Origin of the sequence: Kitasatospora sp. NPDC057542 (assembly GCF_042801945.1) — a bacterium.
GTDB lineage: Bacteria > Actinomycetota > Actinomycetes > Streptomycetales > Streptomycetaceae > Kitasatospora.
In genome coordinates, this window is the sequence record NZ_JBHVFE010000068.1 from 15,686 (window position 1) to 27,321 (window position 11,636).

General features: G+C 73.1%; 7 protein-coding genes and 1 pseudogene. 3 read left to right on the forward strand and 5 right to left on the reverse strand.

Annotated features, from left to right (window positions below; translation table 11 throughout):
• Positions 1–64 precede the first annotated feature (64 nt).
• A complete protein-coding gene (gene soxR, locus ACFU7Y_RS11880) occupies positions 65–538 on the reverse strand; it encodes a redox-sensitive transcriptional activator SoxR (RefSeq protein WP_224280950.1) in 474 nt (157 codons plus the stop codon).
• Positions 539–585: 47 nt separating this feature from the next.
• On the opposite strand from soxR, the gene ACFU7Y_RS11885 reads away from it, so the two are divergent.
• A complete protein-coding gene (locus tag ACFU7Y_RS11885; RefSeq protein WP_380767651.1) occupies positions 586–2,043 on the forward strand; it encodes an MFS transporter in 1,458 nt (485 codons plus the stop codon).
• Between the two features lie 92 nt (positions 2,044–2,135).
• On the opposite strand, the gene ACFU7Y_RS11890 is transcribed toward ACFU7Y_RS11885, so the two are convergent.
• The 3 genes from ACFU7Y_RS11890 to ACFU7Y_RS11900 all read right to left on the reverse strand — a co-directional run bounded on the left by ACFU7Y_RS11890 (position 2,136) and on the right by ACFU7Y_RS11900 (position 7,186).
• Complete coding sequence (locus ACFU7Y_RS11890; RefSeq protein WP_224280952.1) at positions 2,136–4,499, reverse strand: immune inhibitor A domain-containing protein; 2,364 nt, start codon at positions 4,497–4,499, stop codon at positions 2,136–2,138.
• Between the two features lie 154 nt (positions 4,500–4,653).
• Complete coding sequence (locus ACFU7Y_RS11895) at positions 4,654–5,031, reverse strand: YrdB family protein (RefSeq protein ID WP_224280953.1); 378 nt, start codon at positions 5,029–5,031, stop codon at positions 4,654–4,656.
• Positions 5,032–5,119: 88 nt separating this feature from the next.
• On the reverse strand, positions 5,120–7,186 hold the full coding sequence (locus tag ACFU7Y_RS11900; RefSeq protein ID WP_380767654.1) for a prolyl oligopeptidase family serine peptidase: 2,067 nt from the start codon (positions 7,184–7,186) through the stop codon (positions 5,120–5,122).
• A gap of 121 nt (positions 7,187–7,307) precedes the next feature.
• Here ACFU7Y_RS11900 and ACFU7Y_RS11905 point away from each other — a divergent pair, with 121 nt between their 5' ends.
• Positions 7,308–8,480, forward strand: a complete 1,173-nt coding sequence (locus tag ACFU7Y_RS11905; protein ID WP_380767656.1) for an aminotransferase class V-fold PLP-dependent enzyme — start codon at positions 7,308–7,310, stop codon at positions 8,478–8,480.
• Here ACFU7Y_RS11905 and ACFU7Y_RS11910 read toward each other — a convergent pair.
• Positions 8,477–8,605: pseudogene (locus ACFU7Y_RS11910) on the reverse strand (transcriptional regulator); the annotation flags it as partial. The gene ACFU7Y_RS11905 and the pseudogene ACFU7Y_RS11910 sit on opposite strands and share 4 nt — an antisense overlap.
• A 137-nt stretch (positions 8,606–8,742) precedes the next feature.
• On the opposite strand from ACFU7Y_RS11910, the gene ACFU7Y_RS11915 reads away from it, so the two are divergent.
• Positions 8,743–11,598: an RNA helicase gene (locus ACFU7Y_RS11915; protein ID WP_224281456.1), complete on the forward strand. Its 2,856-nt coding sequence runs from the start codon at positions 8,743–8,745 to the stop codon at positions 11,596–11,598.
• Positions 11,599–11,636: the final 38 nt, after the last annotated feature.

Sequence of the window (11,636 nt, forward strand, 5' to 3'; positions counted from 1 at the left end):
TCGGACGCGGCGGGGAACCCTGCGAGGGCCGCGTCCGACCGGGCTTCACCCTTTCCCCGCCCGCTCACTCCTCGACGGGCAGCAGGCCCTCCTCCGGCAGCAGCCGGCGCGGGCCAGGGCCCTGCGCGGCCAGCTCGTCCCCCGGGTTGAGCACCCGGCAGCGGCGCAGCGACACGCAGCCGCAGCCGATGCAGCCGGTCAGCTCGCCCTCCAGCCGCTCCAGCTCGGCCCGGCGGGCGCGCAGCTGCTCGGCCCAGCGCCGGGAGATCCGCTCCCAGTCGTGCTTGCCGGGCATCCGGTCCTCGGGCAGACCGGTGAACACCTCGGCGACCTCGGCGAGCGGGATGCCGAGCCGCTTGGCGACCAGGATGAGCGAGATCCGGCGCAGCACGTGCCGCCGGTAGCGCCGCTGGTTGCCCGTGGTGCGCTCGGAGGAGATCAGTCCCTGGTCCTCGTAGAAGCGCACCGCGGAGGTGGCGATCCCGGCCCGCCGGGCCACCTCGCCGACACTCAGCAGATCGACCGGCGCGGTGGTCATGGCGGCTCCTTGACTTCAAGCTTTGTTGAAGTCCTAGCGTACCGGACGTGACCGAATCAGCCGCTGTCGAGAACCACACCACCGTTGCCGAGCTGGATAGTTACCCGCCGGATTCGTCGTCCGCGGGGGCCTCCGGCGGGTGGCGCGAACTCTTCTCCCGCCAGTACGCCGCCTCCGCCTCGATCCTGGCCGGCGGCGTCGCGCTGTACGCGATGAACCTCTACTTCACCGCCGCCCTGATGCCCTCGATCGTCGCCGGCATCGGCGGCGAGCGGTACTACGCGTGGGTGGCCACCGGCTTCCTGATGGCCGCCGTCATCGCCTCGATGCTGGTCAGCCGGCTGCTGGACCGCCTCGGCGCCGCCCGCGCCTACGTGCTGGGCTTCCTGGTCTTCGGAGCCGGCGCGGTGGTCAACGCGCTCAGCCCGTCGATGGCGGCGCTGATCCTCGGCCGGGTGGTGCAGGGCCTCGGCGGCGGGCTGGTGGCCGGCCTCGGCTACGCCGTGATCCGCGGCGCCCTGCCGGAGCGGCTGTGGACCCGCGCGGCCGGACTGGTCTCCGCGATGTGGGGCGTCGGCACTCTGGTCGGACCGTTGCTGGGCGGGCTCTTCGCCCAGCTCGGCGCCTGGCGCTGGGCGTACGTCCTGCTGCTGGTCGCCGCGCTCGTGCTGGCGGCGCTGGCCCGCCGGGTGCTGCCCGGGCGCTCCGGCGCGGGGCACGGCAGCGGCCCGGTGCCGCTGGCCTCGCTGCTGCTGCTCACCCTGGCGGCGGCCGCCTTCAGCGTCAGCTCCACCGTGCCGAGCGGCCGGCCGACGGCGGTCTGCCTGCTCACCGGACTGGCGCTGCTGGCGGGCTTCGTGGCGGCCGAGCGGCGCGCGTCGGCGACGGTGCTGCCGCAGCAGACCTACCGGGCCGGAAACCCGCTGAAGTGGCTCTACCTGACCGTCGCGGTGCTCTGCGCGGGCGTGGTGGCGGAGAACTTCATCCCGCTGTTCGGCCAGCAGCTGGGTGGCCTCGGCCCGCTGGTGGCCGGGTTCCTGGGCGCCGCGATCTCGGCGGGCTGGACCACCGCCCAGCTGTTCAGCGTCGGGATCGAGTCGGCCCGCGGCCGGGCCCTGGCGATCCGCACCGCCCCACTGGTCCTGGTCGGCGGCCTGCTGGTCTACGGGCTGTCGCAGACCGGGCACGCCTCCGGGCTGCGGGTGGCACTCTGGGCGGTGGCGCTGTTCGGCGCCGGCACCGGGATCGGACTGGCCTTCCCGCACCTGAGCGTGGCGGCGATGCGCAGCAGCAACGACCCGGCCGAGGGCGGCAAGGCGGCCGCGGCGATCAACACCACCCAGCTGATCGCCTTCTCGGTGACCTCGGCGCTCGCCGGGACCCTGGTCAACCTCGGTGCGGACAGTCCGGTCGACTCGGCCCGGTACATGACCTTCGGGATCGCCGCGATCACCGTCCTCGGGGTGGCCACCGCCACGCGCACCGCGCGCAGCCTGGGAAAGTGAGCCAGGCACACACATGAGCAGGCCCCGGATCCCTTTTCGTCGGGGGGATCCGGGGCCTTTCCCGCGCGTTCGTCGGACGCGCGCCCTCGGGGTCAGGAGGCCGGGCCCACCCGGACGGTGGTGATCTTCCCGCCCTGGGACTCCCGGACGACCTCGATCCTGGTGTTGGTGTCCGGCACCTTCACCGTCAGCTGCGGCGTGGCCGCGTCGCCGTACACCCCGGTGTGGTCGTCGAACACCGGGACGGCCGGCTTCGACGGGATGCGCACCGCGACGCCGCCCTTGTGCAGGGTGAACGGCGTGGTCGGCTTGAGCGAGAAGGTCGCGTCGTAGGTCTGCGCGCGCCCGTTGACCAGCGCCCCGTCGGCGAAGCGGATCGGTGCCGGGCGGGCGTCGATCGGCAGGATCAGCCCGCCGCCGGGGTGGTCCTTGGTGTTGTTGTCACCGTACGAGGTGTCCCACAGCCAGATCAGGACGCCCTCCTGGTACGGGTAGTTGTCCACCACGTTGGTCTTGCCCGCGACGCCGCTGTAGCCGAAGTTGTACGGGCCGGTCTTCAGGAACTCGCCGTAGCCGGTGTAGCGGCGGTTCTCGGCGATGTACGCGCGCGGGTGCTGCTTGACGGCGGTGCGGCCGGTGACGACCGTGAAGCCGGTGGCGGTCCAGCCGTTCGCACCGTTCTCGGCGCCGTCGGCGAACAGCTCGACGCCGCCGGCGGTGGCCTTGACGGCGTCCACCAGCACGCCCTTGCCGTGGGTGTTGCTGTCCGAGGTGACGTGGAAGCGCAGCCGGACCTGTCGGCCGAGGTAGCCGTCCAGCGGGATGTGCAGCTGCTTGTAGCTTCCGGAACTGCCGCTCAGGCCGGGCGTGTTGGCGTTGGTGTTGCCGATCGGGGCGCCGTCCACGGTGCCGCCGAGGGCGGTCCAGTGCTTGCCCTGGTCGGTGGAGGCCTCGACGGTCAGGAAGTCGTAGTCCTGCTCGGTGTCGTACCAGACCGCCGCGTCCAGGGCGGCCGGGCCGGCGGCGGTGCGCAGGTCGACCTCCCGGGCGAGGGAGTTGTCGAGGTTGTCGCCGGTGTCGCTCCACCACTGCCGGCCGCCCTCGTACGGGTCGGCGAGGTCGGTCCTGGTGGTGCCGTCCGGCAGGTGCACCAGGACGGCCTGGGCCTGGTCGGTGTTGTAGCTGCTCACCCCGAGGGCGTGGGTGGAGCGGGTGGCGGCCTGCGCCTCGTCGTAGTCGAGCCAGCCGAACTGCAGCTTGCTCCAGGCGTCGAGGTCGCCGGGGTAGCCGCCGGTGGTGTTCGGGCCCTTGCCCAGGTACGAGCCGGAGGACATCAGCGACCAGAAGTTGACGCTGTTGTCGCCGCCGGTGGTGGGGTACAGGTCCGGCAGGCCGAGGTTGTGGCCGAACTCGTGGGCGAACAGGCCGACGCCGCTGTTCTCACCCGCCTGGACGTAGTCGTAGACGTACAGGCCGGTGTCGCCGACCGGGGCGCCGCCGATCTTGTTGCCCTCCGGGCCGGTCTGCCCGGTCGCGTCCGGGAAGGTCCAGCTGCGGTGCGCCCACAGCGCGTCGGCGCCCTGGGCGCCGCCGCCCCAGGTCTCGTCCACACCGGCGTGCACCACGACGACGTTGTCCAGGTAGCCGTCCGGCTCGTTGAAGTCGCCGGTCTTGTTGTGGTCGTAGCGGTCGTAGACGTCGTACTGGGCGAGCTGCGCCTTGATGTCGGCGACGCTGCGGCCCTTGGCGATCTCACCGTCGTACCAGGCCTTGACGGCGTCCCGGATGAACTCCTGGCCCTGGGTCCAGGCGCCCGAGCCCTGAGGGCCCTTGTTGCTGCCGTAGCGGGCCTCGTTGTACGGGACGGTGACCCAGTCGCTGACGGTGCCCTCGATGTCGTACCGGCCGGAGGACTGGGTGCGGTAGTAGTTGCGCATCGACACGGCGCCGGGCGTGTCGTCGAAGAACATCTTCTGGTAGTAGCCGCGGTTGAAGTCCTGCGACCACAGGGTGTGGTTGTCGTCCTTGCCGGGCTTGGGAATCTGGTTGTGGGCCGGGCCGGGGGTACCGCCGTAGCGCGGCTGGCCGTTCCACTGGGTGGTGTTGTCCACCTCGTCGCCGAACTGGGCGAGGATCACGAAGACCTTGTCCGTGCGCTGGTGCGCGAGTTGGACGTAGTCGTTGCCGACCTTCACCTTCGCCGGGGCCCGCTTGCCCGCGGCCTTGGCGACGGTGCCCTTGTTGAGCTGCTCCAGGGCCTTGCTGCGCAGGGCCTGGCGCTCGCGCTCCTGGGGCACGAGCGGTGCCGGCGGGGCCTCGGCGCCCTGTTCGGCGTCGGCCGACGCGGCGGCGGTGAGGGGGGCGGGGGGAGCGGCCTGGGCGGGGGTGCCCAGCAGGGTGGCCGCTATCGCGCTCGTGGTGAGCGCGGCGGCGAGGGCCGCGGACAGTCTGCGCAACTGACCGGTCCTTTCCGGGGGATGGGGGTGGTCGAGGTCATCAGTCAGTGAAGCGCAGGTAATATTTCACATGTGACCGGTCACGTGGAAGAGGCGTGAAGCATGCGAAGGGGCGCCGCACCCGCAGGTGCGACGCCCTTCGACTGCCGGACCGTCAGCCGGTGGTGTACTCCAGGGTCACGCTGATCAGCACCAGTGCGCCGTACACCACCGCGAGGGTGGTCCGTCCGGTGGCGTGCAGGGCGAGTGCCCCCGTGCCCAGGACCAGCAGCTTGGCCACGATCTCGGCGGCCGATGGCAGCCGGAACGTCGGTCCGCCGGCGGCCAGGAACAGGCCCCAGAGCGCGGCCGCCAGGGCCGGTGCGCCGAGCCCGAGCAGCAGCCGCAGGCCCAGGTTGGGGCCGGTCTTGAAACCCCAGTAGCAGAGCGACGCCAGCAGGGCGAGCTCCAGCCCGAAGGCGAGTCCGGCGTTGCCGGCGGTCAGTGGCGTCCACTGCCGCTGCCCGACCGGGCCGGGTCGGTCGATCCTCATCCGCCTGCTCTCCCCCGTCGCGCCGCTCCGCCCGGGCCGGGCGGCGATCACGCGGAGTGTCGCACTCCGGCCCGGGCGGCGCAACGGATCACCCCAAGGAGGCCCGCAGGAAGGCGAGTTCGGACTGGGCCAGCTGTTCGAGCAGCCCGCCCGGGGTCATGTGGGTGGCGCCGGGCAGCGGCAGCACGGTGTGCGGGCGGCCGGCCCGGGTGAGCGCCTGGGAGAGCAGCAGGGTGTGCGAGGGGTGGACGTTGTCGTCCGCCAGCCCGTGGATCAGCAGCAGCGGCCTGCTCAGGCCGGGCGCGTCGGTGAGCAGGCAGTCGTCGGCGTAGCCCTCGGGGTTGTCCTGCGGCAGGCCCAGGTAGCGCTCGGTGTACGCGGTGTCGTAGAGCCGGAAGTCGGTGGGCGGGGCGCCCGCGCAGGCGGCGTGGAAGACGTCCGGGCGGCGCAGCACGGCGAGCGCCGCGAAGTAGCCGCCGTACGACCAGCCGCGCACGCCGACCCGGCCGAGGTCGAGGTCCGGGTGCTGCTCGGCGAGCGCATGCAGGGCGTCGACCTGGTCGTCCAGCGCCACCTGGGACATGCGGCGGAAGATGGTGCGGGTGAAGTCGGGGGAGACGAACGGGGTGCCGCCGTTGTCGACGGTGACCACCGCGAAGCCCTGGTCGGCCCACCACTGCTTGAGCTGCCAGCGGCGCGGCTCGTTGGCCACCGCCTGGTAGCCGGGCCCGCCGTAGACGTCCAGCAGGACGGGCAGCCGCCGGCCCGGGACGTGGTCGCGCGGGTACACCACGGCGCTGGGCAGGGCGCGCTCGGTGACCCGGGCGAGCTGCGGGCGCACCTGGTACGGCAGGGCGGCGCTGCGGTCGGTGAGCGGAAGTTCGCGGCCGTCGCGGGTGATGACGCGCCGGACGCCCTCGGCGGTGGCCGAGGTGAGCAGCAGGGTGTCGGCGCCGGCGAGGGCGGAGTGCATGCCGGGGCCGGAGGTGAGCAGCTCGGGTGCGCCGCCGTCCGGGTCGATCAGGTGGACGTACTGGTCGAAGGGGTCGCCCTCGCCGGTCTCGCAGAGCAGCCGGCCGTGCAGCCGGCCGACCACCCGGCGGATCTGCAGGCCGGTGGTGTCCAGCGGCTTGCCGTCCAGCGCGAGGCCGCGGGCCTGCGGGGTGTCGTGGACGGTGAGCAGTCGGCCGTCGGCCAGCCGGGCGGGGGTGCCGGGCAGGTCGTCCACCCAGAACTCGTCGGTGGTGCGGGAGAGTTCGTCGGTCCTGCCGGTGGCCGGGTCGGCGCTCAGCAGCAGCACGTTCTGCTGCAGGCGGTCGGCGACGGTGAGCAGCACCTCCTCGGTGGAGGCCCAGGAGGCGGCGCAGACGTACGGGAACTCCTCGCTCTCCCACTGCAGTCGGACCCGGGTGCCGTCGAGGCCGAGCACCCAGAGCTGGACGTCCGCGTTGGGGCCGCCGGCCTGCGGGTAGGCGAAGTCCTCGGGCGCCTCGCCGGGGTTGGCCGGGTCGGCGAAGTACCGCCGGGGGACGGCGGATTCGTCGACCCGGGCGGCCAGCAGCGCTCCGCCGTCCGGTCGCCACCAGTGGCCCCGGGGGCGACCGAGCTCCTCGGCGGCCGCGAACTCGGCGACGCCCCAGCGGGCGCCGTCGGCGGGGGAGAGCGGGTCGAGGCCGGGGGTGACGTACAGGGCGTCCTCGGCGACGTAGGCGACACGCTGCCCGGTGGCGTCCGGGCGGGGGTCGAACGCGGGCCCGGCGACCGGGAGTTCGTCGCTGGTCCCGGCGGTGGTGTCGGTGCGGAACAGTCGGCCGTCCAGGGTGAAGACGGCGGTGGCGAGGTCGGCGGTGGCGGCGTACGTGCCGATCCCGGCGGCGACCAGCCGGGTGCGCTCGCGCAGCCGCCGCTCGACGGCGGGCAGGTCGTCGCGCCGGCCGGTGCGGCCGGGCAGCAGTGCGGCCGGGTCGGCGACCAGCCGCTCCTCGCCGGTGGCGGCGTCGAGCAGGTGGAGGCGGTCGACCGGATCCTCCGGACCGGTCGAGCGGAGCAGCAGCAGCCGGGTACCGTCCTCGGCGAGGGTGTACGCACGCGGCGCGCCGAAGGCGAACCGGCCGGTACGGGCGCTGAGGGCAAGGAAGGGGTCGGTGATGGTCACGGCCCGATGGTGGTCGCGAGGTGCGTGTCCCGACCAGTAGTCTGTCATGTGAAATGTCACACATCAGTCTGCATGCCGGCCGGAACGTCAGCCACCGGCACGTCAGCCAGCGGAGGAAACCGTGAACGAGGACCTGCGGACCACCGAACCCCCGGCCCCGCTGCCCGCCGCCGACGGGCTGTTCAGCGTGTCGCCGCAGACCGCGCACCTGAACCACGGCTCGTTCGGCGCCGTGCCCCTCCCGGTGCAGCGGGCACAGGACCGGCTGCGCACCGAGCACGAGCAGGACCCGGACGGCTTCTTCGCCGACCTCCCGGCGCGGATCGCCGCCGCCCGCGTCCTGATCGCCTCCGAACTGGACACCGACCCGGACCGGCTCGCGCTGGTCTCCAACGTCACCGAGGCGGTCGCGATCGCCCTGGACACCATCCCGTTCGCGCCCGGCGACCGGATCCTGGTCACCGACCACGGCTACGGCGCGGTGACGCAGGCCGCGGCCCGCAAGGCCGCCGAGACCGGCGCCGAACTCGTGGTGGCCCGCGTCCCCCTGGACGCCCCGGACGAGCAGGCCGTCCGGGAGGCGGTGCTCGCCGCAGCGGACGGGCGCACCACCGTCGCGATCCTGGACCAGCTGACCTCGCCCACCGCCCGCCTGGTGGCCGGCCCGGCCCTGCTCGCCGACCTGCGCGCCCGCGGCGTGACCACCGTGGTGGACGGCGCCCACGCGCCCGGCATGCTGCCCGCCCCGATCGACCCGAACGCCGACTTCTGGTTCGGCAACCTGCACAAGTGGGCCTTCGCCCCGCGCGCCACCGGGGTGCTCGCCGTCCGCCCCGAGTGGACCGGCCGGGTGCGCCCGCTGGCGCTGTCCTGGGAGCACGACAAGGGCTTCCCCGGCAACGTCGAGTGGCGCGGCACCTGCGACTACACGCCCTGGCTGGCCGCCCCGGCCGGCTTCGAGCTGCTGCGCGGACTCGGCCACGCGGCGGTGGCCGCCCACAACACCGCCCTCGCCGCGTACGGCGGCGGGGTGCTGGCCGAGCGGGCCGGCCTGGCGCCGCTGCCCTCGACACCCGGGGTGTGGATGAGCACCGTCCGGCTGCCGGCCGGGTACGGCGAGACCGAGCCGCAGGTGAAGGCGCTGATGGCCGAGGTGTGGCACCGGCTGGGCACCCGGATCGCCGTCCGCCCGTGGGCCGGCGGCGGGGTGCTGCGGGTCAGCGCGCAGCTGTACAACCGGCCGCAGGAGTACGAGCGGCTGGCGGAGGGGCTGACGGAGCTGCTGAAGGGCTAGTCGCCGGACGCCTGTAGCTCCGCCAGGAGCAGGTTCCGGTCGGCGAGCAGCCCGGTGAGGATTCGCCGGGCGGCCCGCAGCAGGTCGGCGACGTCGCCGCCGGCCAGCGCGTAACTCTGTACCGATCACTTGAAGACATTTGCAACTATGGATCTGGGAGGGGAGCGATCTCGTCGCACGGAAAAACGGTGCTATCGATGTCAGTCCTCCCGGGTAACCTCTCGCTGAGATGCGAGATCACACCAACCACATCCGGACGGCGATGAACACCCCCGATCCAGAGCTCCAGGACGACCGGGAGCTCAGCCCCGCCGAGGCGTACGCGGCCAGCCGTCGCCGGGCCCAGGAGCAGGCCACCGCCCTGTACGGCTTCCAGCAGCTGTACGACTTCCCGCTGGACGACTTCCAGCTGGAGGCCTGCGAGACGCTGGAGGCCGGATCCGGCGTGCTGGTCGCCGCCCCCACCGGCTCCGGGAAGACCATCGTCGGCGAGTTCGCCGTGCACCTGGCCCTGGCCGCGGGCCGCAAGTGCTTCTACACCACGCCGATCAAGGCGCTCTCCAACCAGAAGTACGGGGACCTGGTCAAGCGCTACGGCGCCGCCAAGGTCGGCCTGCTCACCGGTGACAACACCGTCAACGGCGACGCGCCCGTGGTGGTCATGACCACCGAGGTGCTGCGCAACATGCTCTACGCGGGCTCCAGCACCCTCGACGGCCTCGGCTACGTCGTGATGGACGAGGTGCACTACCTCGCCGACCGCTTCCGCGGCGCGGTCTGGGAGGAGGTCATCATCCACCTCCCCGAGTCGGTCACCCTCGTCTCGCTCTCCGCGACCGTCTCCAACGCCGAGGAGTTCGGCGACTGGCTGGACACCGTGCGCGGCGGCACCAAGGTGATCGTCTCCGAGACCCGCCCCGTGCCGCTGTGGCAGCACGTGATGGCCGGCAACCGGATGTACGACCTGTTCGCCGACCCCGACCGGGACGGCCGCCCCAAGAACAACCTGAAGAACCCCGGCAAGGCCGTCAACCCCGAGCTGGTCCGGCTCGCCCGCTCCGAGCTCGACCGCAACCCGCGCGACCGCTTCGGCCGCGGCCGGGGCCGCTCGATGCCCAACGGCCGTCCCGGCCGGGTCTGGACGCCGGGCCGGGTGGACGTCATCGACCGGCTCGACGCCGAGGGCCTGCTGCCCGCGATCACCTTCATCTTCAGCCGGGCCGGCTGCGAGGCCGCCGTCCAGCAGTGCCTCAGCTCCGGCCTGCGGCTCAACAAGGACTCCGAGCGCGCCCAGGTCCGGGCGATCGTCGAGGAGCGCTGCGCCGACATCCCGGACGAGGACCTGCACGTCCTCGGCTACTTCGAGTGGCTGGACGGGCTTGAGCGCGGCATCGCCGCCCACCACGCCGGGATGCTGCCCCGGTTCAAGGAGGTGGTCGAGGAGCTCTTCGTGAAGGGCCTGGTCAAGGCCGTCTTCGCGACCGAGACCCTGGCGCTCGGCATCAACATGCCCGCCCGCTCGGTGGTCATGGAGAAGCTGGTCAAGTGGAACGGCGAGACCCACGCCGACATCACCCCCGGCGAGTACACCCAGCTCACCGGCCGGGCCGGGCGGCGCGGCATCGACGTCGAGGGCCACGCCGTGGTGCTCTGGCAGCGCGGCCTCGACCCGGAGGCGCTGGCCGGCCTGGCCGGCACCCGCACCTACCCGCTCAAGTCCAGCTTCCGGCCCTCCTACAACATGGCCGTCAACCTGGTCTCCCAGTTCGGCCGGCACCGCTCGCGCGAGCTGCTGGAGACCTCCTTCGCCCAGTTCCAGGCGGACCGCTCGGTGGTCGGCATCGCCCGCCAGGTGCAGCGCAACGAGGAGGGGCTGGAGGGCTACCGCGAGTCGATGACCTGCCACCTCGGGGACTTCGACGACTACATGGAGCTGCGCCGCAAGCTCAAGGACCGCGAGAACGAGCTCGCCCGCGAGGGCACCAGCCAGCGCCGCGCGGCCGCCGTCGAGTCCATCGAGCAGCTCAAGCCGGGCGACGTCATCCACGTCCCCACCGGGAAGTTCGCCGGCCTCGCCCTGGTCCTCGACCCGGGCCTGCCGCCGGTCAACCGTTCCGGCCGGGGCGGCCCGCGCCACCCCGACTTCCAGGACGGCCCGCGCCCGGTGGTGCTCACCGCCGAGCGTCAGGTCAAGCGGCTCGCCATGATCGACTTCCCGCACCCGGTCGCCGCGATCGAGCGCGTGCGCATCCCCAAGTCCTTCAACCCGCGCAGCCCGCAGTCCCGGCGTGACCTCGCCTCGGCACTGCGCACCAAGGCCGGCCACCTGGAGCCCGAGCGCTTCCGGCGCGGCCGCGCGGCCGCCGCCGACGACCCGGAGATCACCCGGCTGCGCACCGAGCTGCGCAGGCACCCCTGCCACGGCTGCTCCGACCGCGAGGACCACGCCCGCTGGGCCGAGCGCTACCACCGGCTGCACCGTGACACCGAGCTGCTGGAACGGCGGATGCGCTCGCGCACCCACACCATCGCCCGCACCTTCGACCGGGTCTGCGCGCTGCTCACCGACCTCGGCTACCTGAGCGGGGACACCGTCACCGACGACGGCAAGCGGCTCGGCCGGCTCTACGGCGAGCTCGACCTGCTCGCCTCCGAGTGCATCCGCGAGGGCGTCTGGAACGGCCTGGCCGCCGCCGAACTCGCCGCCTGCGCCTCGGCGCTGGTGTACGAGGCCCGCCAGTCCGACGACGCCGGCGCCCCCCGGGTGCCGGAGGGCGCGGCCAAGGAGGCGCTCGGCAAGATGGTCCGGATCTGGGGGCACCTGGACGCCCTGGAGGAGCAGCACCGGATCAACACCGCCGAGGGCGTCGGCCAGCGCGAGCCCGACCTCGGCTTCGCCTGGGTCGCCTACCGCTGGGCGCTCGGCCACAACCTCGACCAGGTGCTGCGCGACGCCGACATGCCGGCCGGCGACTTCGTCCGCTGGACCAAGCAGCTGATCGACGTCCTGGGCCAGATCCAGGACGCCGCCGGCGAGGACGTCGAACTCCGCAGGACCGCCCGCAAGGCCGTCGACGGCCTCCGCCGCGGCATCATCGCCTACTCCTCGGTGGGCTAGCCGGACACCCGAAGGGGCCCGCACGTTCGCGTCGAACG